25 protein-coding genes, 1 tRNA gene and 2 pseudogenes are annotated in these 24,021 nt (G+C 70.9%); 19 read left to right on the top strand and 9 right to left on the bottom strand.

Annotation, left to right across the window (positions count from 1 at the left end; genetic code table 11):
- The first annotated feature begins 80 nt into the window (after nucleotides 1–80).
- A complete protein-coding gene (locus tag NQU54_RS16045) occupies nucleotides 81–1,040 on the top strand; it encodes an NADP-dependent oxidoreductase (RefSeq protein WP_257631653.1) in 960 nt (319 codons plus the stop codon).
- 1,199 nt (nucleotides 1,041–2,239) lie between these two features.
- On the opposite strand, the gene NQU54_RS16040 is transcribed toward NQU54_RS16045, so the two are convergent.
- Nucleotides 2,240–2,941, bottom strand: coding sequence for a GntR family transcriptional regulator (locus tag NQU54_RS16040; RefSeq protein ID WP_257631652.1), 702 nt, complete (start codon nucleotides 2,939–2,941; stop codon nucleotides 2,240–2,242).
- 164 nt (nucleotides 2,942–3,105) lie between these two features.
- Between NQU54_RS16040 and NQU54_RS16035 the strand changes: the two genes are divergently transcribed.
- The 13 genes from NQU54_RS16035 (at nucleotide 3,106) to NQU54_RS15975 (ending at nucleotide 9,988) form a co-directional block, all read left to right on the top strand.
- Nucleotides 3,106–3,435: an SCO3933 family regulatory protein gene (locus NQU54_RS16035; RefSeq protein ID WP_257631651.1), complete on the top strand. Its 330-nt coding sequence runs from the start codon at nucleotides 3,106–3,108 to the stop codon at nucleotides 3,433–3,435.
- A 3-nt stretch (nucleotides 3,436–3,438) separates the two neighbouring features.
- Nucleotides 3,439–4,821 carry an FtsK/SpoIIIE domain-containing protein gene (locus tag NQU54_RS16030; RefSeq protein WP_257631650.1) on the top strand — a complete coding sequence of 461 codons (1,383 nt, stop codon included), beginning with the start codon at nucleotides 3,439–3,441 and terminating at the stop codon, nucleotides 4,819–4,821.
- An 81-nt stretch (nucleotides 4,822–4,902) separates the two neighbouring features.
- On the top strand, nucleotides 4,903–5,094 hold the full coding sequence (locus NQU54_RS16025) for a hypothetical protein (RefSeq protein WP_257631649.1): 192 nt from the start codon (nucleotides 4,903–4,905) through the stop codon (nucleotides 5,092–5,094).
- A 78-nt stretch (nucleotides 5,095–5,172) separates the two neighbouring features.
- Nucleotides 5,173–5,841 carry a DUF2637 domain-containing protein gene (locus tag NQU54_RS16020; RefSeq protein ID WP_257631648.1) on the top strand — a complete coding sequence of 223 codons (669 nt, stop codon included), beginning with the start codon at nucleotides 5,173–5,175 and terminating at the stop codon, nucleotides 5,839–5,841.
- 17 nt (nucleotides 5,842–5,858) lie between these two features.
- A complete protein-coding gene (locus NQU54_RS16015; protein ID WP_257631647.1) occupies nucleotides 5,859–6,038 on the top strand; it encodes a hypothetical protein in 180 nt (59 codons plus the stop codon).
- 4 nt (nucleotides 6,039–6,042) lie between these two features.
- A complete protein-coding gene (locus NQU54_RS16010; RefSeq protein ID WP_257631646.1) occupies nucleotides 6,043–6,228 on the top strand; it encodes a mobile element transfer protein in 186 nt (61 codons plus the stop codon).
- Nucleotides 6,229–6,252: 24 nt separating this feature from the next.
- Entirely contained in the window at nucleotides 6,253–6,525 is a 273-nt protein-coding gene (locus NQU54_RS16005) for a hypothetical protein (RefSeq protein ID WP_257631645.1), read from the top strand.
- A gap of 3 nt (nucleotides 6,526–6,528) precedes the next feature.
- Nucleotides 6,529–6,777, top strand: coding sequence for a hypothetical protein (locus NQU54_RS16000; protein ID WP_257631644.1), 249 nt, complete (start codon nucleotides 6,529–6,531; stop codon nucleotides 6,775–6,777).
- A gap of 92 nt (nucleotides 6,778–6,869) precedes the next feature.
- Nucleotides 6,870–7,055, top strand: coding sequence for a hypothetical protein (locus NQU54_RS15995; protein WP_257631643.1), 186 nt, complete (start codon nucleotides 6,870–6,872; stop codon nucleotides 7,053–7,055).
- Between the two features lie 5 nt (nucleotides 7,056–7,060).
- A complete protein-coding gene (locus NQU54_RS15990; RefSeq protein WP_257631642.1) occupies nucleotides 7,061–7,261 on the top strand; it encodes a hypothetical protein in 201 nt (66 codons plus the stop codon).
- The gene (gene repSA, locus NQU54_RS15985) at nucleotides 7,258–8,658 is read left to right on the top strand and encodes a replication initiator protein RepSA (protein ID WP_257631641.1); all 1,401 of its coding nucleotides are present in this window, start codon (nucleotides 7,258–7,260) and stop codon (nucleotides 8,656–8,658) included. The genes NQU54_RS15990 and repSA overlap by 4 nt, the downstream gene beginning before the upstream one ends.
- The gene (locus NQU54_RS15980) at nucleotides 8,655–8,843 is read left to right on the top strand and encodes a helix-turn-helix domain-containing protein (protein WP_257631640.1); all 189 of its coding nucleotides are present in this window, start codon (nucleotides 8,655–8,657) and stop codon (nucleotides 8,841–8,843) included. Before repSA ends, NQU54_RS15980 begins: the two co-directional genes overlap by 4 nt.
- The gene (locus tag NQU54_RS15975) at nucleotides 8,843–9,988 is read left to right on the top strand and encodes a site-specific integrase (protein WP_257631639.1); all 1,146 of its coding nucleotides are present in this window, start codon (nucleotides 8,843–8,845) and stop codon (nucleotides 9,986–9,988) included. Before NQU54_RS15980 ends, NQU54_RS15975 begins: the two co-directional genes overlap by 1 nt.
- Before the next feature lie 55 nt (nucleotides 9,989–10,043).
- On the opposite strand, the gene NQU54_RS15970 is transcribed toward NQU54_RS15975, so the two are convergent.
- Nucleotides 10,044–10,118, bottom strand: a tRNA-Val gene (locus NQU54_RS15970).
- Between the two features lie 289 nt (nucleotides 10,119–10,407).
- Between NQU54_RS15970 and NQU54_RS15965 the strand changes: the two genes are divergently transcribed.
- The 3 genes and pseudogenes from NQU54_RS15965 to NQU54_RS15955 form a co-directional block, all read left to right on the top strand.
- The gene (locus NQU54_RS15965; protein WP_257631638.1) at nucleotides 10,408–11,742 is read left to right on the top strand and encodes a coiled-coil domain-containing protein; all 1,335 of its coding nucleotides are present in this window, start codon (nucleotides 10,408–10,410) and stop codon (nucleotides 11,740–11,742) included.
- A gap of 342 nt (nucleotides 11,743–12,084) precedes the next feature.
- The gene (locus tag NQU54_RS15960) at nucleotides 12,085–12,333 is read left to right on the top strand and encodes an FmdB family zinc ribbon protein (protein ID WP_257631637.1); all 249 of its coding nucleotides are present in this window, start codon (nucleotides 12,085–12,087) and stop codon (nucleotides 12,331–12,333) included.
- A 222-nt stretch (nucleotides 12,334–12,555) separates the two neighbouring features.
- Nucleotides 12,556–13,110: pseudogene (locus tag NQU54_RS15955) on the top strand (DUF4383 domain-containing protein); the annotation flags it as partial.
- A gap of 493 nt (nucleotides 13,111–13,603) precedes the next feature.
- On the opposite strand, the gene NQU54_RS15950 reads toward NQU54_RS15955, so the two are convergent.
- Nucleotides 13,604–14,296, bottom strand: a complete 693-nt coding sequence (locus NQU54_RS15950; protein WP_099016907.1) for an O-methyltransferase — start codon at nucleotides 14,294–14,296, stop codon at nucleotides 13,604–13,606.
- Between the two features lie 229 nt (nucleotides 14,297–14,525).
- On the opposite strand from NQU54_RS15950, the pseudogene NQU54_RS15945 reads away from it, so the two are divergent.
- Nucleotides 14,526–14,663 (top strand): annotated as a pseudogene (locus NQU54_RS15945) (DedA family protein); the annotation flags it as partial.
- A 31-nt stretch (nucleotides 14,664–14,694) separates the two neighbouring features.
- Here the strand turns inward: NQU54_RS15945 and NQU54_RS15940 are convergent.
- From NQU54_RS15940 to NQU54_RS15930, 3 genes are all read right to left on the bottom strand, one after another.
- Entirely contained in the window at nucleotides 14,695–15,555 is an 861-nt protein-coding gene (locus tag NQU54_RS15940) for an HAD family hydrolase (protein ID WP_257631636.1), read from the bottom strand.
- On the bottom strand, nucleotides 15,552–18,146 hold the full coding sequence (locus NQU54_RS15935) for a phosphoribosyltransferase (protein ID WP_372505898.1): 2,595 nt from the start codon (nucleotides 18,144–18,146) through the stop codon (nucleotides 15,552–15,554). The genes NQU54_RS15940 and NQU54_RS15935 overlap by 4 nt, the downstream gene beginning before the upstream one ends.
- A 413-nt stretch (nucleotides 18,147–18,559) precedes the next feature.
- Nucleotides 18,560–19,747: an HpcH/HpaI aldolase/citrate lyase family protein gene (locus tag NQU54_RS15930; protein WP_257631634.1), complete on the bottom strand. Its 1,188-nt coding sequence runs from the start codon at nucleotides 19,745–19,747 to the stop codon at nucleotides 18,560–18,562.
- Between the two features lie 235 nt (nucleotides 19,748–19,982).
- On the opposite strand from NQU54_RS15930, the gene NQU54_RS15925 reads away from it, so the two are divergent.
- Nucleotides 19,983–21,125 carry a TerD family protein gene (locus tag NQU54_RS15925; protein WP_257631633.1) on the top strand — a complete coding sequence of 381 codons (1,143 nt, stop codon included), beginning with the start codon at nucleotides 19,983–19,985 and terminating at the stop codon, nucleotides 21,123–21,125.
- A 106-nt stretch (nucleotides 21,126–21,231) separates the two neighbouring features.
- Here the strand turns inward: NQU54_RS15925 and NQU54_RS15920 are convergent, their stop codons facing one another.
- The 3 genes from NQU54_RS15920 to NQU54_RS15910 form a co-directional block, all read right to left on the bottom strand.
- Nucleotides 21,232–21,960, bottom strand: a complete 729-nt coding sequence (locus tag NQU54_RS15920) for a TerD family protein (protein ID WP_069866343.1) — start codon at nucleotides 21,958–21,960, stop codon at nucleotides 21,232–21,234.
- Between the two features lie 146 nt (nucleotides 21,961–22,106).
- Complete coding sequence (locus NQU54_RS15915; protein ID WP_257631632.1) at nucleotides 22,107–23,297, bottom strand: DUF475 domain-containing protein; 1,191 nt, start codon at nucleotides 23,295–23,297, stop codon at nucleotides 22,107–22,109.
- A gap of 51 nt (nucleotides 23,298–23,348) precedes the next feature.
- Nucleotides 23,349–23,924 carry a TerD family protein gene (locus NQU54_RS15910; protein WP_100807357.1) on the bottom strand — a complete coding sequence of 192 codons (576 nt, stop codon included), beginning with the start codon at nucleotides 23,922–23,924 and terminating at the stop codon, nucleotides 23,349–23,351.
- Between the last annotated feature and the right edge of the window lie 97 nt (nucleotides 23,925–24,021).

Here is a 24,021-nt window from a genome sequence, read left to right as displayed (position 1 = left end):
GCTAGGGTGTCGCTTGTAAACGGAGCATAGTCCACTTTTCTTTCGCTCCTCTCGTTCGTCCCTGAGGGAAACAAGTGAGCATGCAAGAACCGAGCGTCAACACGTCGGCGACCACCAGCAGAGCGGTCCGGCTCGAGTCATTCGGCGGTCCTGAGGTCCTGAACATCCGCGAAGTACCCGCGCCGCAGGCCGGCTCGGGGCAGATCCGCGTGCGAGTCACCGCGGCTGGACTGAACCCGATGGACTGGTTCATGACCTCTGACGCGGACACCGCCACCCGCTTCGGCTTGAGCCTGCCGTCCGGGTTCGGAACCGACTATGCCGGGGTCGTGGACCAGGTCGGTAACGGCGTGACCGAGTTCGCGGCCGGCGACCGAGTGTTCGGCGGCGCCCTCTCCCGCGCGGTCGCCGACTACGTAGTCATCGACGTGGCAGGGACCATTGCGGCGGGCGGCGACGCACACCACACCCCCGACGGCGTCGACGACCGCACCGCCGCCACCCTTGCCATAGCGGGGTGCACGGCCGCCGCCGCCCTCGCCGTCGTCAACCCCGGCCCGGGCGACACGCTGCTCATCGGCGGCGCGGGAGGCGGGGTCGGCGTGTTCGCCGTCCAGCTCGCTCGGCTCGCGGGCGCCCGAGTGATCGGGACGGGATCGGCGACATCGGCCGATGCCCTGCGCGCCCTCGGGGCCGAGCCGGTCGCCTATGGCGACGGCCTGGCCGACCGGCTCCGCGCCCTGGCCCCCACCGGCGTCACCGCGGCCATCGACCTCTTCGGGACGGACACGGTGCGGGCAGCACGAGAACTCGGCGTTCCGGACGAGCGCATCACCACCATCGCCGCACAGGTCGACGGGATCACACCGGCAAACGGCGCCAACGCCGCCCCCGGCGCCATAGAGGAGATTGCCCGCCTGGTCGCGGCGGGCCGACTCCGTGTGCCCATTGCGGCGAGCTTCCCGGTGGAGCAGATCCGCGCGGCAGTCGAGCTGCAAGCCGGCCGACATGTGCACGGCAAGGTCGTCATCGACCTCTAGCCGTACTGACCATGGACGTTACGCGCGGCGCGTCGCGCGCCGAACTCGTCGAGGACGAGGCGACCGAACAATGCAACGATCTTTACGCCGAGCGCGCGGGCGATCAGCATGAGACTGCCCCCAACTCAGCCGAGTTGGGGGGGCAGCTACCGCCTCTTACCTGCGGTCAATCGCTGTGGGCGCAGACGGGTTCGAACCGCCGACATCTGCCTTGTAAGTTCGGCTCGCGGTCCGTCCGGCGCCTGTTCAGCGGCACCTGTCTGGGGTCGTCGTGGTCGCCCTGAGTCGCCGTTGTGTGCCGACATCTGTGCTTGTTGATGTCAGATGTGGATGTCAGCCGGAGCCTGCCCGCGCGGGTGGTGGGAGAGAGTTTGAGGTCTGGTGATCTGCGGGGCGAGAGCATGAAAGGGGGCCATTACACTTGTACCAATGGAGAGGGATGGAATCCCTCACCGCTCTTGTGGTCACTCGGCCCCCTTTCTTGCTCTCGGAGGGGCCCCGCTGATCAGCAGACCTTAAAGTCTCTCTCAGCGCCCGCCCCAGCCATCCATGCACCCCACCACCCACTTACCTCGACCTCCCCTTGCCGCCTTCGGGTTCTCGGTGGGCGTGGTGTCGCCTCCCGGGCCTGTGTGCGTCTGGACTGCGCCTCTCGTGGCTGGGTGCTGCCGGTGGGTTCGGCTGTGTCGGTGGGGTGTCTGAGGTGGTGGGGTGACTGCTCGGTCCGGCGCCGTTCTGAGGCGGACAAAGTGTGAGGGTCACCCCGTGGCGACTTCAGGTGGCGCGGGGCCGGGGGCCGGGCGAAGCGGGCCGGAGGCAGGAGCGGCGCCCGAGTCCCCGTGCCCGCGCTGGCCCGTGTGACGGGCCAGTGGGGTGTGATCCGTAGCGGCGGCTGTCAGGCCGTTGGCCAGCGCGCCGGATGCCCAGGGGGCAAGAGCACCCGCCGACCGAGGAGCGGCCCCGTGCCGACAACGCGACGGCCCGTCCGCGCGCTTCCCTCGCACACGGACGGGCCTGTTGGTCCTCGCGCTTTCACACTGTCCTGGCCTGGCTTTCAACGATCATCCCGACCAGGGTCCGACTGGTTCCGCAAGAAGCGGCCCTCCTGTTCACGCGGGAGTCCCCGGAGGGTCTTCCCCACCCCCTCCCCCGCCCGAAGGGTGGGGGCTTGATGAGGTAGAGAAATCTGTAACAGCCCATCAGGGCAGGTCGTACTCCGCCGACAGTTGGCGGCCGACTCCGAAGAAGTCGGTGGCGTACTCGGTCATCGATCCGTGCTGGTCCCAGTAGAAGTTGCTCATCGTCAAGGCTTGCGTGCCCGCCTCTATACCGAGCAACTCGGCCGCGTCTTCGGGCACGGGGCGTAGCTCCACAAGGTCCCGCCTCCGCACGGCGCGTCGTCCAGTGCGCTCCTCCACCAGACCGAACGTCATCTTCGGTAGCGGCCCCGCCTCGATCAGTTCTGGCGCAGTCTCAGCGAAGTTGCCGGGTAGCCACGACGTTGACAGGGCAACGGTCCCCTGATCGTCCAGGTATCTCCGCTGTCGGCGGATGACTTGGGCCCCGCTTTCCATGCCCAGCGTGTCAGCGACTTCCGTAGGTGCAGGTACTAGCCCAGCACTCACGATCTCCACTCGCTCTCCAGGGCGGAAGCCGCTTCCGCCTACGCGGAGCATCTGGAGTCGATCGGGGCCGGTGGTCTGCCTCTGTCCGAGGTCCACGAACGTCCCCTGTGTGGAGGATCGGACGTACCCCTCCGCTTGAAGCTGCTTGATCGCCTTCGCGGCGGTCGCCGTGGCGACTCCCCACTCATTGGCGATCTCAGCAATCGGCGGCAGCTTCGCGTCTTGGGCTAGCACCCCGTCGTTGATCTGCTGCCGAAAGTGGTCTGTGATCTGCACAAACGGCGGCGGTTCTCGCCGTACTCGTGGTGCCATCTCTCCCTCCCATCATCGTCTGCTAGTTCACATACAGGTTACCCCCGAAACGACTTGACGCACGTGTACTAGCACGCGCATACTCGACGTGAGCTAGTACACGACTCCGAGCAAAGGGAGTGGCATCAATGCCGTCCTTCAAGATCGACACTTCGACCGCCGTGGTGTTCGTCGCGACCGCGCCGACGCACAAGATGAAGAACAAGAAGACTGGCGAGATCGCCGTTGACGCTGAGACCGGCGCCAACATGATGACCGTGGGTCTGCTGATCTCCGATGAGGGTGAGGGCAACCTGTACCAGGTGTCCGTGCCCGAGACGGGTATCCCGGAGGGGCTGACCCCGGGTACCCCGGTGTCGGTGGTGGGGCTGAGGGCCCGGGACTGGGAGAACGAGATCAACGGCCAGAAGCGTCACGGCATCGCGTTCCGCGCCGCCTCGGTCGTGGCGGGGGTCTGAGTCGTGTCGGACCTGGTGACGCTGCTGGAGATCGGCACCCCGCTGGCTGGGACTGCCGGGGGCCTCGGGTACGCCCGTGTCAAGGCCCCTGCGGTCTACTGGTCACTCGTGGGCATGCCGATCGTCCGCACCCGGTTCGCCTTCACCTACCGCACCACGATGGACGTGTGTGGCCTGACGGTCGCCCCGTCCCGCCTCCGCGCCTTCCTCTCCCGCACGGTCACCCGCAGCCGTGAGGCACAGCCCGTGCCGCCGAAGGTCCGCCGCGTCCGCTCGACCTCGACTGGGCTGCGGGTGACGCTGCGACTGCCCGCCGGGATGGAACCGGCCGACATCGCCGCCGCCTCCAACCGGCTGCGCCACGCCTGGGGTGTCCACGCTGTGCACGTGGTGGAGGGCAAGCCCGGCACGGTCGAGTTGCGGATGACCGGGTATGACGTGCTGCGCCGGGTGAAGATGCCGCGCCGGGTATCGCGTCGGCCGATGGTCATCCCGGTGGCGCGTCGGGAGGACGGGACCGCGTTCGTCCGGGACTACCGGGCCATCCCGCACGGGCTGACCCTCGGAGCCAACCAGTCGGGCAAGTCCATGTACCAACGCAACCTGATCAAGGGCTTGGCCGAACACCGGATCGCGCTGGCGGGGATCGACTGCAAACGCGGCGTCGAACAGGCCCCGTACGCCCCGCGCCTGTCGGCCCTGGCCACGAACCCGGAGGAAGCATCGGGTCTGGTGGATGCCCTGGTCGGCTTGATGGACGACCGCTTCGACCTGCTCAAGGAACACCAGGGCCTCACCGCCAGCACCCCGGACGCGGAGATCACCTCCGACATCTGGGGACTCCCGGCCGACAAGCGGCCGGTCCCGATCGTGGTCCTGATCGATGAGGTGGCCGAGCTGTTCATGGTCGCCACCAAGAAGGACGAAGAGCGCCGGGACCGCATGGTCACCCAGTTGATCCGCATGGCCCAGCTCTCCCGGGCGGTCGGCATCTACCTGGAGATCTGCGGGCAGCGCTTCGGCTCCGAGCTGGGCAGGGGCGCCACCATGCTCCGCGCGCAGCTCACCGGCCGTGTGGTCCACCGCGTCAACGACAAGCAGACAGCAGAGATGGGCCTTGGCGACATCGCGCCGGAAGCGGTGTCGGTCGCGACCACGATCCCGCCGGACCGCCCCGGCGTGGCCGTGGCCGGTGACACCTCCGGCGGCTGGTCCCGCATCCGCACCCCGCAGATCAGCATCAGCGAAGTGGCTGCCGTCTGCCGCCAGTTCGCACACCTGACCCCCGACGTCCCCGCGATCGCCGCATGGCGCCCCATCGCCCCGGCCATCTCCAACCCGGCCGAGGGTCCGTCGCTGGTCAAGCCCAAGCCCGTTACCGAGTAACACCCCTCGCACCACGGTCGGCGCGACCGCTTCGCGCCGGGTCCCTACCACCGCCATGCCTGAAACACGGGAGTGATCGCCATGGCCGCACGGAAGACCACCACCACCCGACGCACCACGAAGAAGACCACCGCCCCGGCCAAGTGCCCCACCTGCAAGGGATCTGGTGAGACCGCCACCGAGGTCCGTGTCGGCCGTGGTGGCCGGAAGACCGGACACCACCAGACCGGACTCTGCCTCGATTGCTTCGGTTCCGGTCTCGCCTCGTCCTGAAGTACCGCCCCTGGTGCCGGGCGATAGGCCACGGTCTCTCGCCCGGCCCCGGCCGACACCTCAAAGGAGGTGACCACCATGACCCGCTCACTCCGACCCGACCCCGTACTGATCCAAGCTCTCATCGCGGGCGCGCTGTCCTTCGCTCACCTGCATGATCTGGCCGAAGCCGCTGGACAACACGGCTGGAAAGCCTGGGCCTACCCCATCTCGGTTGATCTGCTGCTCGTCGCCGCATGGCGCCGGATGCGCGCGCTACGGGCCGTTGGTGCCGACTCGGCCAGCGCCGCCTGGTTCTGGTTCATCATCGCGCTCACCGCATCTCTCGGTGCCAACATCGCCACCGCCGGACTGCTGGACATGAACCACATCCCGGCCGTGCTGCGCATCATCGTCGCCGGATGGCCCGCACTGGCCTTCCTCGGCGGCACCCTCCTGGCCCACACCCCCGCACCCGTCGGCACTCCGGAGCCTGCCCCCGCCCCCACGGCGGTGCCGCCCGCCCCGGAACCGGCCCCTGACATCACGGTGGACCGCACCCCGGAACCCGCCCCCGAACTGCCCGCACCCGCCCCGAAAGCGCCCGCGCCCGCCATGCAGGTGCCCCCGGCCCTGGTCGAGCACGCCCGCAAGATCGCCGACGCCCACCGCGCCACCACCGGCGCCCCGATCGACACCGACACCTTGCGCGCCCGCCTGGGCGTCCCGCCCCAGATGGCCGAGGCCATCGCCGCTCAACTCACCTGACCCGAAAGGAAAAAGCCTTGCGTGCTTCGATCCGCTCCGCGTTGGAACAGTCCGCCGAACTGACCCGTCAGGGCCGTCTGGTCGATGGCCTGGCCGTTGGCGAAGCGGCAATCAACCAGTCCACCGACGACGAACAGTCCGAGATCCGGCAGTGGCTCAACAACCACGCCGACGACTTCACCGGCCAGGTGAGCTGAACCGATGCTGCGCCCGCACCGCTTCCGCGACGTGATCCGTATCGGCCCCGTCCGGGTCGGCACCTACAACGACCACCGAGGACGCGTGAAGCACACCGCCGCCTGCACCGCCCCCGGCTGTGGCTTCTCGGCTGACTACCGCGACCGCACCGCCGCCGAACTCGCCGCCCGCACCCACCGCTGCACCTGACCACCAGAAAGGAGGTGACCCCCGATGCGGCACCCCGACGCACAGCTCAGGGCCGGGCACCGCCCCGCGCACCTGATCCCGCCCGGCGTCGATCCGCGCAACGTGGTCGTCGTCCAGGCCCCCGCCCGCTCCTACACCGGACCGATCCTGCTCACCATCACGATCACCAGCGGCATCGTCGTCATCATCATCGTCGCCGCCATCACCTTCCAGATGGCCATGGCCGCCGCCGCTGCCGCCGTCCCCACCGTGGGCGGCGCGGGCGTCACGATCCGCCTCGCCAAGAAGGGCCGATAAGCCATGGGAATCCGCGACCTGTTCTCCAGCAAGAAGGAAGAGCCCCCGGCCAACCCCGCCATGGCCGAGCTGGGCCGGGAGTACGCCAACGCCAAACGGCACGGCGACCGCAAGACCGTGCGCCGGATCGCCCGGCAGTTCGCTGAGCAGTCCAACGGCGACACCGACGCCGCCTCCTTCGAGCACGGCAAGAGCACGTACGAGGCCATCCCGCCCGGCTACTCCAAGCCCCGGCGCGGACGCCGCCGCTAACAGCCCCCGGGACGGCCCTGTCGCCAAACACCGCCGCCCCGGGCGCCTCAACCACCTTCCAGATCCACCGGACCCGAAAGGGAACCACCATCATGCAGCACACCCATGCCCACACGCGCCCCTGCCCGGCCTGTGGCGGCTTCCCCGTCGCCGCCGTCACCACCGGTGCCCGCCACCGCGACGGCTCCCGCGTCACCATCCGCGTCACCTGCCCGGCCTGCCACGGGCGCGGCTACGCCCTCGTCCAGGTCGCCGACTCCACCCCGGTCGGGAAGTGACCGCCGTGACTGACCTGACCCCCACCCCGAACACCCCGGGCCTGCACGTCAGCAAGCCCTCCCCGTCAGCCCCCGCCCGAGGATCGGCTATCTGCCATTGCGGCGCCACCGCCACCGCCACGGGCGACGCCCAGGTGCGCGCCCTGGTCGAGGGCTACACCGCCAACCACGGACCCGCTCACCACAAGGAGCAGGGCCGCTCATGACCGAATCCGCCACCCTGGCGGGCCTGGACCCGACCACCCTGGGAGACCTCTTCCGGGTGGCCGGGTCCCCGGGCCTTGACCGCTGGATGGACCAGACGCGCCGCAACGGCGGCTGCGCCGACCCGATCCACCTCACCGGCTCCACCAAGACCCTCGACCCCACCACCGGCACGGTCCTGCACCACTACAGCACCGACGTCGAACCAGGCGGACGACTCCGCGTCGCCTGCGGAAACCGCCGCGCCTCCCGCTGCCCCTCCTGCGCCTGGACCTACGCCGGGGACACCTACCACCTCATCCGCGCCGGACTCGTCGGCGACACCGCCAAAGGCACCCCCGACACCGTGCGCGACCACCCCCGCGTCTTCGCCACCTTCACCGCACCCAGCTTCGGCCCCGTCCACAACCGCCCCACCTCCGGACGCTGCCGCTGCGGCACCCCACACCCCGAAGGAGCCCCCGAACTGGGCACACCACTGAACCCCCAGACATACGACTACGCCTCGGCGGTCCTGTGGAACAACCACGCCTCGGACCTGTGGCGCTACGTGACCATCTACCTCCCGCGTGAACTCGCCGCCCGCGTCGGCATCACCCAGCGTGAACTACGCCAGCAACTCCGCATCTCCTACGGCAAAGTCGCCGAATACCAGCGCCGGGGCGCCATCCACTTCCACGCCGTGATCCGCCTCGACGGCCCAGACGGCCCCGACACACCCCCACCCGCCTGGGCCACCTTCGACCTGCTCTCTGACGCCCTTCGAGCGGCCACCGCCCGAGCCAAGGTGACCGTCCCCGGCACCGAAGACAGCGACATCCCCGGCCGGGTGCTGCGCTGGGGCGAGCAGCTCGACATCCGGCCCATCGGCGCCTTCGGAACCGGTGAGCTGACCGAACAGGCCGTGGCCTCCTACGTCGCGAAGTACGCCACCAAAGCGGCCGAGACCACCGGCACCGTAGACCGCCGGATCGGCGAACTCGCCGAACTCGACAAGCTCCCCGACCTGCCCGACCACACCCGCCGACTCATCCGCGCCTGCTGGGACCTGGACGAGCACTACCCCGACCGCAAGCTCTGGCAATGGGCTCACATGCTCGGCTTCCGGGGCCACTTCTCCACCAAATCCCGCCGCTACTCCACCACCCTCGGAGCACTCCGACAGGCCCGCGCCGACTACCGCGCCGCCCAAGAACGACGCGAACACGGTCTGCCCGACCCTGACGACCATCCCGAGGCAACCACCCTCGTCATCGCCCACTGGGCCTACGCGGGGCACGGCCACACCCCCGGCGAATCCTGGCTCGCCGCCAACATCCGCCGCGACATCGCCGACGCCCGCGAAACCGCCCGACAAGCCCTGTGTGACCTACAAGCCCAGGAGGGGGACACCGTATGACCGCCGACACCGAAGACCTGCTCACCGTGCCCGAAGTGATGATCCGCCTCCGGCTCGGCCGCTCGAAGGTCTACGACCTGATCCGCTCCCGTCGCCTCCCCTCGATCACCATCGATCGCGCCCGGCGCATCCCCGTTAGCGCCGTCCGCGACTTCATCGCGGACAGGCTTGGGGAGGCCGCCTGATGGCCGCCCAGCGCAAGCGCAACCCCAACGGGGCCGGAACCATCACCAAGCGCAAGGACGGCCGGTATCAGGCTGCTGTGTACGTGCTCCAGCCGGACGGTACCCGGGCCCGCAAGTTCGCCTACGGCAAGACCTGGGCCGAGTGCGACGCCAAGCGCCGTGTGCTGCTGGCCAAGGTAGACAGTGGCATCGCTGTGCCGACACGGTCGGCCAAGCTGAGTGAGTGGCTGCCGTACTGGCTGGAGCACATCATCAAGCCTCGCCGCTCACGGACCACTTGGGCGAAGTATGAGACCCATGTCCGGCGCTATCTGGTGCCCCAGCTCGGGAAGAAGAGCCTGGAACGGCTGAGCGTGCGGGACGTGCGGACGGCCCTGAAGATGATCGCTACCGCGTCCTCGTCGGCCACCGCCAAGGAGTCGCACAAGGTACTGCGGTCGGCGTTGTCGGCGGCGTGCCGCGAAGAGCTGATCACCCGCAACGTGGTGACGCTGGTGGAGGCGCCCAAGGTGGACCCCTACGAGGGCCAGTTGTGGACGCTGGAAGAGACGCTCGCGTTCATCCTCACCGCACGCCGTGACCCGCTCTACGCGGCCTTCATGCTGGCTATCGGCCTCGGGCTGCGACGCGGGGAACTCGTCGGCCTGCGGTGGCAGGACATCGACTTCGACGGCCGGACACTCACAGTGCGCAAGCAGCGTCAGCGAGTCCGGGGCGAGAACTACGAAGCCGACACCAAGAACCGCCGCAAGAGGACGCTCCCCCTGCCCGTGCTGTGCATCGCGCCGCTTCGGTGGCAGCGCATGAGGCAGCACGCCATGCGGGTCAAGGCAGGGGCCGACTGGTACGAGACGGACCTCGTGTTCACCACCCGGACGGGACGCTCCATCGAGGGGAGCAACGTCCTTCGGTCGTTCCACCGTCTGAGTGCCAAGGCTGGTGTCCCCCGCATCCGGGTGCACGACGCTCGCCACGGTGCCGCTACCCTGCTCGCAACGGGCAACGTGCACCCCCGCGTCGCGATGGAGATCCTGGGTCACAGCAAGATCAGTGTCACGATGGATGTCTACACCCACGTACCCGACGCGCTGAAGCGGGAAGCGATCGCCCACATGGATCGGATGCTCGGCCGCCGCCGACGTTGATGTCATCTGTGGATGTCAAAGACCCCCAACCATGACCGGCTGGGGGTCTTTCCGCTGGTGGGCGCAGACGGGTTCGAACCGCCGACATCTGCCTTGTAAGGGCAGCGCTCTACCGCTGAGCTATGCGCCCCAGGGGAGCTGTCAGCCTACAGGGTTCCCGGGGCGGGGCCGCAATCGTGCGGTCGGTGGGGAGGGCCTGGGACGGGGCGGGGTTGGGGTCGGGGGTCGGGGGTCGGGTTCGGGTGGGAGAAGTCCGCAGATCGCGAACCGAACCGAGCACTGTGTTCGTCAGTGTCGGGTGGGAGAATGACATTCGGACCTGGGCGATCCATCGGGAGCGGGTAGTGGCGGCGACATCTGGACACTCTGCGCGTCCATCGCGCCGTCCGCACCGTCCACTCCGTCCGGCCGGCGACCGCGTGCGCCGTGCGCGGCGTCCCTCCGTGCTCGGGCTGGTGCTGCTGCCGGTCCCGTTGTTGGCGGTGGTGGGGGCGTTGTCGTTCGCCGGTGGAAGCGGGGGGCGGCGGTGGTTCGGGGGGCGCGGGGAGAGTCAGCGGGCGGAGGCGCAGGCGGCCAAGGACGCCGCGGCGGCGGCGTTCTATGAGCTGGACACCGCGCAGCGGGATCTGCGGATCTCCATCGAGACGATCACCGCCGTGGACGATTCGCCCGCCGCGCGCCGGACGGCGGCCGACTTCTCGGCGCTGGGGCAGCGGATCGACCAGGTCAGCCGGGACTACATCACGGCGGTGGACGCCCATGATCTGGACCGGGACGATCTGGACGGGGCCACGGCCTCCCGCGCCCGCGCCGATCTGACCAGGGCGAAGGACGCGCTGGAGCGCACCAAGGCGGATCTGGACCGGTTCGCGCAAGGGCTCGGGCCGCTGCTCGAGCAGGCCGAGACGCGGCTGGCGCGGCTGGCGCCGGCGGTGGAGCGGGCACGGCAGGCGCTGCTCGCGGCCAGTAACGCGCTGGACGCGGTGCGTGCCTCGGGGCTGCGGGCGGACGATCTGGCGGCCCGGCTGGCGGCGCTGTCGCCCGAGCTGACCAAGCTCAACCAGGGGGCCGGGCAGCACGGTGTGCAGGAGACCCTGCGGCGCGCCGACGATGTGCTGCGCAGGGCGGAGGCGGTGCGCGGGGAGGCCGAGCGGCTGCCGGAGCGGGCGGCGGAGATCGACAAGCGGCTGGTGTCGCTGCGCACCCGCGCCCAGGCGATCACCACCCGGGCCGCCGGGGTCGAGCCCGTCCTCAGCGAGCTGCGCCGCCGCTACAGCGCGGCCTGCTGGCAGGATCTCCAGCCGGTCCCCGCGCAGGCCGCGCGGGATGTGGCACAGGCCGAGGAGAAGCTCAAGGAGGCGCAGGCGGCGCGCGAGGGGCAGCGCTGGCCGGACGCCACCGCGCTGCTGGCCACCGTACGGGCGCTGCTCAACAGCACGGACGAGGCCGTTTCGGCGGCCGGGGACCGGCTGCGGCGGCTGGACGAGGTGTCGTACGACCAGCAGAAGGAGATCGAGCGCACCCGGTTCGCGATCCGCGACGCGCAGCGGCTGGCCATGGCCGGGCGCAGCACCCCCGATCCGCGCCACGCGCGCCCGCTGGACGACGCCGTGGAGCGCCTGGACCGGGCCATCGCGGGGCTCGAGGGGCGGCATCCGGACTGGTGGCACTTCCTCTCCGAGACCGAGGCTGTGCGGCAGACCGTCGCCCGGGTCGTCCAGGAGATCCGGGAGGAGCGGGGCGGGCCCCATTGAGCCCCCGCCGCGTTGGGCCGCCCGGCCGCGTTGGGTCCTCGCCGCGTTGGGTCCTCGCCGCGTTGGCCCGGCCGCGTTGAGCCCCCACCACATTGAGCCCCGGCCACGGTGGGCCCGGCCGCATTGCCCCGGCCACGTTGAGCCCTCGCCGCATTGGGCCCCGGCCGCGTTGGCCCGGCCACGTTGAGCCCGGCCGCATTGAGCCCCCGAAGCTCCGGGCCCCGAAGCTCCCGGCCCCGAAGTCCCTCAGCCCCCAGTCCTTCAGGCCCCGTCCGGGGGCCGCAGGGCTCAGGGGTGGGCTGTCCGGGGGCTGAGCCGCGTTTCGGTGGTTATCCTCCTGCCATGCCTCGCTATGAGTACCGCTGCCGCGCCTGCGGAACCACCTTTGAGCTGAGTCGGCCTATGGCCGAGTCCTCCGCTCCCGCGTCCTGCCCGGACGGGCACGACGACACGGTGAAGCTGCTGTCCACCGTGGCCGTCACCAGCGCCTCGTCCTCGTCCTCTTCCTCCGCCGCCTCCTCCGCCCGGCCCCCGTCCGGCGGCGGTGACGGTGGCGGTGGCGGCTGCTGCGGGGGCGGCTGCTGCGGCTGAGGCCGGGACGGGATGGGGCCGAGATCGGGCCGAGGTTGAGGCTCGGGGGGCGCGGGCGGATGCTGGGAGGTACGTACCCGTGCCGCGCCCCCGGACGTACGCGACGCCGCCGGATGTGCGCGTGTACCTCGTGTACGCGACGGTGACGTGGCCACCGCGAGTACGGCCTCGACCGCGAAGAGCGCGAAGCCGAGGTCCGGCGCCAGCAGAAGGAGGCCGCAGATGGCTACGGGCCGCCCCTCCCCCATCGGTCCCCACCCCGCCGGAGTCGCACGGCACTGGCCGGAGCGGATCGGCGGGCACACCACCCTCGATGAGCACCTGCCGATCGATCACCGGCTCAGCAAGTTCTATCGCGTCGGCGCCGGGCTCATGGGGCTGGTGCTCGTCGCCTTCGGCATCCTGGGCCTGATCGACCGGGTCGGCTTCTTCGACATCGGCGGTGCCACGGTCGCCGGACTGAACACCAACGGCACGCTGAGCGTGCTCTCCATCGCCATCGGGCTGCTGCTCTTCATCGGCATGCTCATCGGCGGCAACTTCGCCTCCACGCTCAACCTCGTGCTCGGGCTGCTCTTCCTGCTGAGCGGGTTCGTCAATCTGGCACTGCTGGAGACCTCGTTCAACTTCCTGGCGTTCCGGTTGCAGAACGTGCTGTTCAGCTTTGTGGTGGGGCTGTTGCTGATGTGGTTCGGGATGTACGGACGGGTCAGCGGCGGGCTACCGCATGACAATCCGTACTGGCGGACCCGCCACCCCGAGCAGGCCGAGCGCGAGGCCGCCCACGCGCGTGAGCTGATCGCCGCGCGTGAGTTCGCCGCCGAACAGGCCGGTGCGGCCGTCCCGCCCGGCACCCCGCTCACACCGGGCGCCCCGCTCATGCCCGGCGCCGCGACCGCACCCGGCGCCCCGGGCAGCCCGCGTGGGCCCGGGGAGGAGCCCGGCGAACGGCCCGCTCGGCCGCCCGGTAAGTGGGGCGAGCTGGACCGGCCCGGCGGGGCCGAGCACGCCGCACAGCCGCCCCCCGCCGAACGAAACGAGCCGGCCGAAGAGGCCAGGCGGGCCGAACGAATCGAGTCTGCCGAGCAGGCCAGGCGGGCCGAACGAACCGAACCGGCCGAACGGACCAAGCCGACCGAACGGACCGAACCCGCCGGCGGGCCCGGGAAGCCCCACCGCTGGACGCGGCCGGCCCCCCGGCGCTGGGCCCGGGTCTGGCGGCGCGTCCGTCCCCGGCGGCTCAGCCCCCGATGCCTCCACGCCCGGCGGCTCAGCCCTCGGAGGCTCCGCGCCCGCCGCCACGGCCGAGCCGACGCGCGAGCGTCAGGCCGTCGGCGACGGTGAGCATGACCGCCTCCATCCGGGCGTCCGCCGCCACATGGTCGTTGAACGCCTGGATCGCGGCGCCCGCGGACGGCGGCGCCGCCTCCGTGACCTGCCCGTGGTAGAACACGTTGTCCGCGACGATCAGACCGCCGGGGTTCAGCCGCGGGACCAGCTCCTCCCAGTACGGGATGTAGTTCTGCTTGTCCGCGTCGAGGTAAGCGAGATCGATATGGGGCTCGGCGGGCATCGCGCGCAGGGTGTCGAGCGCGGGCGCGATCCGCAGGTCGATACGGTCCTCGACGCCCGCCTTGGCCCACGCCTTCCGCCCGTACGCCGTCCACTCCTCAGACACATCGCAGGCGATCAGCCGGCCGTCGGCGGGCAGCGCCCGGGCCATGGCCAGCGCGGAGAAGCCGGTGAAGGTGCCGACCTCGACCACGTGGCGGGCGCCGGTCAGCCGGACCAGGAAGGCCAGCAGCGGGGCCTGCTCCTCGGCGGACTGCATTCCGGCCTGCTGGGGGAGGTTGCGGTGGGTGACCTCGACGAGCTCGCGCAGGACGGGGTCGAGCGGCGGATTGTGCCGCAGGACGTAGTCGTACAGCTCGGCCGTCACCGGTGTGCTCTTGCTCTCGGCCATCGCGGCCTCCTCTTCGGCTCCTCGGCTCCCCGACCCCTCGCGTTCAGCTTCCCAGATGGCGCGGAACGGCGAGCACCCGGCGGCCGCAATCCGGGTTCCCGGAGTTCGAGCTTCTCGAAGATGGCGTTGATCTGCTTCTCGACGGCGCCGCGGGACACAGTGCGACCGCCGCCGCCGGACCGGCGCCGTCCGGTCGGCTCACCGGCCGGGCCACCGGCCTGGTGGACGCGCCGGACGGCCGCCGCCGGTCCGGCCCGCCGATATCGGCCGGACCGAGCGCCGCTTCGGGCCGCACGGCACCAAGGCGGTCTTCTTCGGGCGCGAGGTGCCGGTCTTCCGCGGCGTGATCTCGGTTCCGGCCGGTATGGGCGCGGCCGTCCCGCTCGGGGGTGATGTGGTCAGTCCCGGCCGCGGGAGACGGCGCGGATGACCTGGCTGCGGGCACGGGCCCAGGTGACGGAGGAGCGCTCGCCCAGAGCGCGGACGATGGCCTCGCCGGCCGCGACGCCCGTCTCCTCGACCACGGTCAGCTGGGGTGCCGTCCAGCCGACGTCGGCCAGTTCGCCGTGGCCGGGGCGCCAGGCGCGGTCGGCGGCGAGCAGCAGATCGGCGTCGAGCAGCGAATCGCCCGCGGCGAGCACCTCGTCCGCCCCGGTGCGGCTCTTGATCTCGGCGACGGCCGCGCTCTTGGTGAGCGGCTTGGGCACGGCGTAGATCTTGCGGCCTTGCAGGGAGACCGTCCAGCCGCGCGGCTCGGCCCACTGGGTGAGCTCCTTGACGTAGCTCCCGGGCAGCAGCTCCCGTTCGACCACGAGATAGGCGAACAGGTCCTCGGCCACTCGCTCCTTGAGCAGCCAGGCGGGGTCGGCGGTGGCGCTGAGGTGGGCGCGCACCTCCTCCAGGGGCGCGCATCCGTCGGCGAGCGCGGTGCGCACCCGCTGCTGCCAGTCGGTGTCGGGCTCGCCGTTGACCAGCAGTTGGCCGCCGTTGGCGCAGATCGCGAAGCGGGGGTCGGGGCCGGGGAGGCGGATGCGGCGGTACTGCTCGACGGTGCGGGTGGTCGTGGGGACGAAGACGGAGGTGCGGACCAGCTCGGCGAGCAGACCGGCGGCGGTCTCCGTCATGTACGAAAGCGGCCGGCCCTCGTACGTCTCGACGCACAGCAGCCGCGGGGCCTCGGCGTCCGGCATCTCGAGGCCGAGCGCGGCCGCGGAGTAGATCAGGGTGCGGTCGAGGTCGCTTGCCACCAGAACGCTCATCGTGCCGCCACCGTTCTCTCGTCTCTGCCGGCGATGTCCGCGGTGCTCGCCTTACCGGTGCTGTCTGCCGTGTTCGCCTTACTGGTAGCTGTGTGCGCCGTGCCGACCGCCTTACCGTCGGCTCCGGTGGCGCCCCGGGTGTAGCGCGGGTGGATCAGCCCGACGCAGGTGTACGGAAGCCCGTCGATCTCCTCGACCGGCACTCCGCGCTGCTCGGCGAGCAGCCGCACATGGTCCAGGTCCGCGCCCGCGCCGCGCTGGGCGAGGATCTTCCACGGGACGCGGCGCAGCAGCACCCGGGTGGTCTCGCCGACGCCCGGCTTGACGAGGTTGACGTCGTGGATGCCGTATTCCTGGCTGATCCGCTCGACCGCCGCCCACCCCTCCCAGGTGGGGGTGCGGTCGGTGGCAGCGAGCCGCCCGGCGTCGGCCACGGCCGCCTCGGCGACCTCGGTGAAGCGGGCCGAGACGGTGTCCAGGAAGTGCCCGGAGACATCGGAACCGGCCAGTTCGCGGTAGTACTTCGCGCCGTGGAAGTCGTTCGGCCCGACGAGGTCGGCGCGCAGCACGGTGCGCGATATCAGCCCGGAGACGGTCGAGTTGAGGCATGCGGAGGGGACGAGGAAGTCGTCCCGGGTGCCGTAGGTGTCCACACAGCGGCCGGGGTCGGCGAGCACCGCGATCCGCGGATCGAAGTCCGGGTACGGGGCGACGGCGTCCGACAGCTCGCGGGTGATGGCGCCCTTACCGGTCCAGCCGTCGACAAAGACGACGTCGGACGGGTCGTGGTGGTCGGCCAGCCAGCGCAGCGCGGCGGTGTCGATACCGCGGCCGCGCACGATGGAGATCGCGTAGTGCGGGAGGTCGAGACCGTGGGCATGGCGCGCCCAGCGGCGCATCAGCACCCCGACGGGGGTGCCGGCGCGGGCGAGCGAGACCAGGACGGGGCGTGGGGAGCGCTCCGCGAGCACGAGCTCGGTGACCGCACCGACGGCACGGGCGATCCGGGCGGCGGAGGCGTCCAGGGCTGCCCGGAAGAGCTCCTGGTAGCGCTCGTTCGGCTGGTACTCCACGGGCAGCGACTCGGCGTAGTGCGCGCCCCCGCTCTGGATCGCCTCCTCCCGCTCCTCGGTGGGCGCTTCGAGGGTGACGTGGGAGAAGTCCTGGAGCAGCCAGCCGACCTCTTCGGGCGCGTAGGACGAGAAGTCCGGTCCGCGCAGGGGCTCGTACGACGGTTGGTGCATGTGCGGGGCCTGTCGTTCGGGGACGGAGCGGGGGGTGGGTGGGGTGTGGGGGCGGTAGGACGGCAGGGCGGCCAGCACCAGCCGGTCCGTCTGCGCGCCCAGCGCGGCGAGCAGCCCGTCGGGGGCGTGCAGCGCGGGCGTGTCCGCGGTCGAGTCGACAACGGCGACGACGGCGTCGAAGCGGCGGTCCGGATCGGCGCCGGGCGCCACGTTGTAGGCGTAGCGGGGACCGGGGCCGTCGGCGGGCCCGTCGTGCGCGGGGAAGGTCAGCCGGGTCCGGATGGCGTACCCGGGGTCGTCCACGGCGAGCACGGGCGAGCGGGTGGTGGTCGAATACCGCACCTCGACCCCGTCGAGCGCCTCGTCGAGCGCCTCCGCGATACGCAGCGGCGCGTACATCAGCTCCTCGAACCCGAGGACCAGGACGCGGCGCAGGGGGCGGCGGGGCAGGTCCGGCCCCTGCGTCAGGGCGGCCGTGAGGCGGGTCGCCATGGTGGGGAGGGCCGCTTCCAGGCGGGCGCGGTGGGCGGGGGTGAAGCCGTGACGGCCGCCGTCCGGGAGCCCTTCGGGCCAGCCGAGGTCCACGCGGAGGGCTGCGCCTGCCGGGGGTGCCGTGGGGCCGGGCGCGCCCTCCTGGTCCGCCGCGGCCGCCTCGTGCGCGGCCACCAGTCGCGCGCCGCGCTCCAGGACGTCGTCGGGGAGGTGGACCGCTCCGGCCGCGGCGGCGACCAGGTCGACGCGGGCGCCGAGGTCGGCCGCGAAGGCGTCCAGGCGGGCGCGGTCCCCGGGCGAGCGCATGTCCACCAGGGCGACCACCACATAGTGGTCGCGGGGGAAGCGGCGGTGGAGGGCGGCGATGGTGTTCAGGACCGTACGGCCCGTGGAGAACTCGTCGTCCACGAGCACCAAGGGGCCGGTCGAGGCCAGCAGTCCGGGGTCCTCGGGGAGCAGCAGATGGGAGGTGGCGTGGCTGTGCTCCTCCTCGAAGCCGCCCACCGTGGCGACGCCCGGGACCGGGCGGCGGGTGGAGTGCAGGTACGGGGCGAGGGCGAGGCCGTCCGCGACGCTGTGGCCGAGGCCGGTGGCGGTCTCCGCGTACCCCAGCACCACGGCGCGCGCCGCCGCCTCGTCGCCCAGCAGCTCCCGCACCCGGCGGCCGAGCCGCACCCCCGCGCCGTGGACCGTGGCGGGGCGCTGCGGGACATGCTTGCCGAGGACGTTGGAGACCAGCAGATGCGCCCGCTTGGGGTTACGCCGCAGGGCGAGCCCGAGCAACTCGCGCAGGGCAGCGCCGCCGTCGCCGCGTTGGACACCCTGACGGTCATCGCCGTCGCCGCCGTCCTGGATGCCCTGACGGCCGCCGCCGTCGTCGCCGCCGCCCCGGACACCGTCGCCGTTCCCGCCACCGGCACCGTCGCCACGCTGGGCGCCCTGACCACCGTCGCCGCCGCTGCCGCCGACCCGGACACCGTCGCCACTGGCACCGCCGCCGCCGTCGCCACTGGCACCGCTGCCGCCGTCGCCACCCGGACCGCTGCCGCCGTCGCCGCCGAGGGCGCCCTGGCAGCCGTCGCCGACCCAGCCGCCCGCGCCGCCCCAGCGGCCGTCGCCATCGCCGTCCAGCCGTACTCCCAGCCGGTCCGCGACCCACTGCCCCGACCACACGTTGCCCACGCTCACGCCGTCCTGCGCCTCGTTTCCGTCGTCAGTCGCCCGGGGACGCCCCGGGCCCGTCCCGTCCCGTCCCGGCCCGGTTCGCTCTACGTCCGCAGGCTCGCCGCCAGCAGTTCCACGAAGCTCACATCCTCCCGGGCCACCCCGAAGACCTCCGCGCGGCGCAGGGTCCGCTCGGCCCAGGCACGGTGCGGCTTCACCTCGTTCATTTTGTTGGTGTACGAGGAACGCAACACCCCGCCCCCGCCGCGCTGGGGCTCGAGGATGTCCACCGCGTCGCTGAACTCCTCATGGCTGACGACGGACAGCGCGTGTACGGGGGCCACATGGGTGGGGTGGATGCAGGTCTTGCCCTGGAGGCCGTTGGCCCGGTCCAGCTCGATCTCGCGGAGCAGCCCGTCCATGTGGTGTTCGATCAGCGCGGTGCGCAGGGATTCGGCGCGGCCGCTGCTGAAGGGGCTGATCCGCAGCTGCGGTTTGAACATCCGCTCATGGGGTGTGAAGTACTCCCACACAGGTCCGGTGATCGTGAAGCCCGTGCCATCGGCCCGGCCCAGCATGTTCACCACGTCCGCGATCACGGACGCGACCAGCTGGACGTCGTAGGCGGTCATGTCCGGCGCCCGGCGCAGCCCGTACGCCGAGCACAGATCGGTGACCCCGAGGCGCAGCGCCAGCACCCGCTCCCGGTACTTGTCGACAATCCGGCTGATGCCGCTCAGGGTGTCGGTGCGCGTCTCGCGGTGCATCAGCTCGGGCGATTCGAGAACCGGCATGGCGAAGAGCGGCCGACCGCCCAATGCCTCGGTCACCTGGGCGTTTTCGGCCGACATCAGCGCCTCGAAGAAGGCTCCGCCACGCTCTTCGGTGAACTTCGGCAGTACGAATCCGGACAGCAGTCGTACGCCCGCTCCGAGCCGGTCGATGAGATCCACGATCTGCTCCGGGGTGCGGACCCGGATGAAGAGCAGCGGCAGCTGGGTGCCGGGGCCGAGCCGGGACAGCTCCGCGAGCTGCCGTACGAGGTTCTCCTCCGCCCCCGGCACCTCGGCGTCGTCGATGGAGTCCTCCAGGCACAGCACCATGGACACCACGCCGTGACCTGCCTGTTTCACGATGTCCTCGGCGAGCCGGGGCCGGGTCGCCGGGCAGTACAGGGTCGCGCCGAGCGCGACGGCCAGCGTCCGGGCGGGGGAATCCACGCCGAATTCACCGGGCTCCTGGTGGAAGAGGCTCGCCCGCACCTCGCCCGGCAGATGTTCGAAATGCCGCATGTTACTCCCCGTACTGCCGGTACGCCGCCTCGGTCACGCCGACCCGCGGTTGGCCGATAATCGTACGTGTGGCCATGGGTCAAAAGTTCCCCAAGGGCGTGAAAATCACGTAACCCATGTGCGTCCACGCGGTGTCCGGCATGCCCGCCCTGCCGTCCCGTACCACCTCCGCACCGCCACCCGCCCCGCACCCCTGCGTTGTCCCGGCACCCCCCGGGAAGGCAGGATTGCCGCCATGACGCAGGCGATGCTCAAGGGATCGAACATCCCGCTGGAGGCCACAGCCATACGCGCGGTGCTGCGCTGGACCCCCGGCACGGACGTACCCGATGTCGACGCCTCGGCGCTGCTGCTGGGCACGGACGACCGGGTGCGCTCGGACGAGGACTTCGTCTTCTACAACCAGCCGAACCACCCCTCGGGTCTGGTCCGGCATCTGCCCAAGAAGCCGTTCCAGGACGCGCTGACGGACACCATCGAGGCCGAGTTCTCCGGGCTGGAGCCGGGGGTGCGCCGGGTGGTGCTCGCCGCGTCCGCCGACGGGGGCGCCTTCGGGCAGGTACGGGACCTGAGCCTGCTGCTGTACGACGCCTCCCCCGGTGCGCCGGACGGGCCGGACGCCGAGCCGATCGCGATCTTCGCGGTGCTGCCGGAGACCGGTAAGGAGGCCGCGCTGATCTGCGGGGAGCTCTACCGGCGCGGCGACTCCTGGAAGTTCCGGGCCCTCGGGCAGGGCTATGAGTCGGGACTGGTCGGGCTGGCCACGCAGTACGGGATCTCTGTGGAGGACGGCGAGGACGAGGGCGGCTCGGAGGGCGGCGGAGCCACGGACGCGCCGGGAGCCACCGCCGCTCCCGAGCCCATGGCCGCATCCGCTCCCGAGCCCCCGGCCACCGGGGCGCCCGAGCCCATGGCCGCCGCGGCGTCCGCACCCCCCGCACCGCCTGTCGCGGCGTCCCCGGCGGCCCCCGGCACCACGCCCCCGCAGTCGTCCGAGGAGCCGACCCAGGCCCACCCGCCGGCGTACGGCTATCCGCATCCTGCGCCCGACCCCTGGGACCCGCATCGCACCCAGCCCATGCAGCCCCCCGGGCCGGGCGACAGCTACGCCTATATGCCGTCGCAGGCGCCGCCACCGCCCCCGCAGGCCCCGGGCGCCGGTTACCCCCAGCCGCCCGCCCAGCCCCCGGCACAGCCCGGCTACGGCTATCCGCCCCCGCAGCCGGCGTACGGCTATCCGCAGCCGCCCGCGTACGGCTATCCGCAGCAGGTGCAGCCGACGGGGCCGGTGCCGCCGCCCCCGCCGCCGATCCCGGCCCAGGTGCCGGACCCGCACTTCGTCCTGCCGCCGCAGGGGCCGCAGTTCCAGAACAGATAGCGGACGAGGGGCGGCGGGGCCGCGGGACGGGCCTGCCGCACCCCGGACCGGGGTCACACCCGGCCCGGGGCCGCGCCAGGGCCCCGGGCCGCACCCCGGACCCGGGTCACACCTTGGACTTGTAGCCCCGGCCCCACTGGAGCCCCCATCCGTACAGCCGGTCCAGCTCCGCCTGGAAGCCGTAGACGTACTTCACCTCGCGGCGGACCGTCATCTCGCCCTTGACGTTCTCGATCAGCACGACGGCGCAGGAGCGCGCCTGCGGGGCCCGCTCGTCGAGCGGGATCTCCACCCGCGGCCCATTGCTCGGGTAGAGCGTCACCAGGCCGTGGGTGCGGTCGAAGGCGGGGGTGCCGTCGTAGATGTAGACGAAGACGAGCAGTCGCTTGATGTCGTCCTTGTGGTCCATGTTGACGTAGACCGTCTCACCGGACCCGGAGCCGAACCGGTCGTCCCCGCTGAGCTTGATGTACGGCGGTTCGTTGAGATTGCCGAAGAACTCGCCCAGTGGCTGCACCACGCCCTTGGCGCCGCTCTTCAGCTCGTACATGACCGCGAGGTCGAGGTCGACATTGACCATCGCGGGCCCCTGGGCCTGCACCGGCTCGGGCTTGAACATCCGCAGGGGGTGACGCAGCGAGCCGCGCCCCGCCCTGCTGTTGAAGTCCGAGGTGCGCATCTGCCAGGAGAGGTTGATCCGCAGATTGCCGGTGGCGGCCCCCTGCTTGGTCAGTGAGATCGTCGCGTTCCTCTTGGTCAGTTCGACCACACCGGACGCGTCACCGCTGTCGAACTGACGCCATGCGGACCGTCCCCAGTTGCTCCAGAACGCCATGGTGCGCACCCCCACCCTTCGTGGCTCCGCTGCTTCAAAGCCGCCCGAAAACCTGCCCAACTGCCGCGGGGCGGCCGGGAGGTCGAAGACCTCGGCCGCCCCGCTGAGAGCGTTCCTCAAACGCCGCCGCGTCACACTCCCGGAGGTCAGACTCCGGAGGTGACTTCCGTCTTGGTCTCCGAGCCCTCCCCGGCGGCCGCCTCCCGGCGGTTGCGCACGACCGAGGACCAGTACGAGGCGGCGATCAGCACCACGCCCACCAGGCCGGTGATGACCTCGTTGATCTCGTACTTGATCGTGACCAGCAGGATGACGGCGAGCGCGCCGATCGCGTAGTGCGCGCCGTGCTCCAGGTAGACGTAGTCGTCCAGGGTGCCCCTGCGGACCAGGAAGACGGTCAGCGACCGGATGTACATGGCGCCGATGCCCAGACCCAGCGCCATCTCGAAGATGTCGTTGGTGATCGCGAAGGCGCCGATGACCCCGTCGAAGGAGAAGGACGCGTCGATGACCTCGAGGTAGAGGAAGAGGAAGAACGCGGCCTTACCGGCGAGGCCGACCACGGAGGCGCCGCTGGAACCACGGGCGCCATTACCGCCCCGCTGTGGGCTCGCGGCGGTCTTCACGCCCTCGCCCTCCTCCACGGCCTCGTCGCCCTCGGCCTCTTCGTCGTCCTCCTCGTCCTCTTCGAGCTTGTCCTCGAAGTAGCCGGAGATCCCGCCGACGATCAGGTACGTGAGCAGACCGGCGACGCCGGACAGCAGGACGGTGGCGCTCTTGTCACCGCCGCCATGAGCCACGTCGGTGGCCACGGTGGTGGCGGCGATCAGCAGCGCGACCAGGGCGACGACGATGGAGAACGTGTCCAGCTTGCCCAGCTTGGCGAGCGGCCTCTCCAGCCACCCCAGCCACCGGATGTCCCGCTCCTCGAAGATGAAGTCGAGGAAGATCATCAGCAGGAACATCCCGCCGAAGGCCGCGATGGCCGGATGCGCCGCCGTGACCAGGTGCTCGTACTTGTCCTTGTCGTTGATCGCGAGATTGACGGCCTCGATGGGGCTCAGCTTCGCCGTGACGGCGACGATGATCACCGGGAAGACCAGACGCATACCGAAGACGGCGATCAGAATGCCGATGGTCAGGAAGATCTTCTGCCAGAAGGCGTTCATCTTGCGCAGGATGCCTGCGTTGATGACCGCGTTGTCGAATGAGAGCGAGATCTCCAGGATCGAGAGGATCCCGACGATGGCGAGCCCCTGCCACCCCCAGAGGACGCCGGCCAGGGCCAGACCGATCGCCGTGACGGCGAACGACCAACCAAAGGTTTTCAGGAGCACTGCCTACCCAATCCTTCGTCGTAAGGTCTCCCCCGCGCGAGATACGCGGCTTTACGAAACGTTGACTCCGAAGTCTAGAGCGATGCCACGCAGACCCGACGCGTACCCCTGCCCCACGGCCCTGAACTTCCATTCGCCGCCGTAGCGATAGACCTCACCGAAGATCATCGCGGTCTCGCCGGAGGCGTCCTCGGAGAGGTCGTAGCGGGCCAGCTCCTGGCCGTCCGCCTGGTTCACCACCCGGATGAAGGCATTGCTGACCTGCCCGAACGTCTGGCGCCTGGCCTCGGCCTCATGGATGGAGACGGGGAAGACGATCTTGTCGACCTCGGCCGGGACCTTGCTCAGATCGATCAGCAGGGATTCATCGTCGCCCTCGCCCTCACCGGTGAGGTTGTCGCCGGTGTGCTCGACGGAGCCCTCGGGGCTCTTGAGGTTGTTGTAGAAGACGAAGTACTCATCGCCGAGCACCCGCCCCGACCGGCACAGCAGCGCGCTGGCGTCGAGGTCGAACGGCGCTCCGGTGGTGGAGCGCGCGTCCCAGCCCAGGCCGATGAGCACCTGCGTGAGATTCGGAGCGGCTTTGGAGAGGGAGACATTGCCCCCCTTGGCGAGTGTGACGCCCATGATGCTGGTTCCTCCCCGGGGTGATGCGTGGGTGATGCGCGTCCGGCGCCGCACCCCTGCCTCTGGGGCCAGGGATGCGGCGCCGGATATGGCCTCG

The organism is Streptomyces malaysiensis subsp. samsunensis (assembly GCF_024519315.1).
Taxonomy (GTDB): domain Bacteria; phylum Actinomycetota; class Actinomycetes; order Streptomycetales; family Streptomycetaceae; genus Streptomyces; species Streptomyces malaysiensis.
This window is presented reverse-complemented; position numbering and strand designations above follow the sequence as displayed.

Coding starts and splice junctions, on each gene's coding strand:
- NQU54_RS16045 (WP_257631653.1), top strand. CDS start 81: ATGCAAGAACCGAGCGTCAACACGTCGGCGACCACCAGCAGAGCGGTC.
- NQU54_RS16035 (WP_257631651.1), top strand. CDS start 3,106: ATGCCGTCCTTCAAGATCGACACTTCGACCGCCGTGGTGTTCGTCGCG.
- NQU54_RS16025 (WP_257631649.1), top strand. CDS start 4,903: ATGGCCGCACGGAAGACCACCACCACCCGACGCACCACGAAGAAGACC.
- NQU54_RS16020 (WP_257631648.1), top strand. CDS start 5,173: ATGACCCGCTCACTCCGACCCGACCCCGTACTGATCCAAGCTCTCATC.
- NQU54_RS16010 (WP_257631646.1), top strand. CDS start 6,043: ATGCTGCGCCCGCACCGCTTCCGCGACGTGATCCGTATCGGCCCCGTC.
- NQU54_RS16005 (WP_257631645.1), top strand. CDS start 6,253: ATGCGGCACCCCGACGCACAGCTCAGGGCCGGGCACCGCCCCGCGCAC.
- NQU54_RS16000 (WP_257631644.1), top strand. CDS start 6,529: ATGGGAATCCGCGACCTGTTCTCCAGCAAGAAGGAAGAGCCCCCGGCC.
- NQU54_RS15995 (WP_257631643.1), top strand. CDS start 6,870: ATGCAGCACACCCATGCCCACACGCGCCCCTGCCCGGCCTGTGGCGGC.
- repSA (WP_257631641.1), top strand. CDS start 7,258: ATGACCGAATCCGCCACCCTGGCGGGCCTGGACCCGACCACCCTGGGA.
- NQU54_RS15980 (WP_257631640.1), top strand. CDS start 8,655: ATGACCGCCGACACCGAAGACCTGCTCACCGTGCCCGAAGTGATGATC.
- NQU54_RS15975 (WP_257631639.1), top strand. CDS start 8,843: ATGGCCGCCCAGCGCAAGCGCAACCCCAACGGGGCCGGAACCATCACC.
- NQU54_RS15960 (WP_257631637.1), top strand. CDS start 12,085: ATGCCTCGCTATGAGTACCGCTGCCGCGCCTGCGGAACCACCTTTGAG.
- NQU54_RS15950 (WP_099016907.1), bottom strand. CDS start 14,296: ATGGCCGAGAGCAAGAGCACACCGGTGACGGCCGAGCTGTACGACTAC.
- NQU54_RS15940 (WP_257631636.1), bottom strand. CDS start 15,555: ATGAGCGTTCTGGTGGCAAGCGACCTCGACCGCACCCTGATCTACTCC.
- NQU54_RS15930 (WP_257631634.1), bottom strand. CDS start 19,747: ATGCGGCATTTCGAACATCTGCCGGGCGAGGTGCGGGCGAGCCTCTTC.
- NQU54_RS15925 (WP_257631633.1), top strand. CDS start 19,983: ATGACGCAGGCGATGCTCAAGGGATCGAACATCCCGCTGGAGGCCACA.
- NQU54_RS15920 (WP_069866343.1), bottom strand. CDS start 21,960: ATGGCGTTCTGGAGCAACTGGGGACGGTCCGCATGGCGTCAGTTCGAC.
- NQU54_RS15910 (WP_100807357.1), bottom strand. CDS start 23,924: ATGGGCGTCACACTCGCCAAGGGGGGCAATGTCTCCCTCTCCAAAGCC.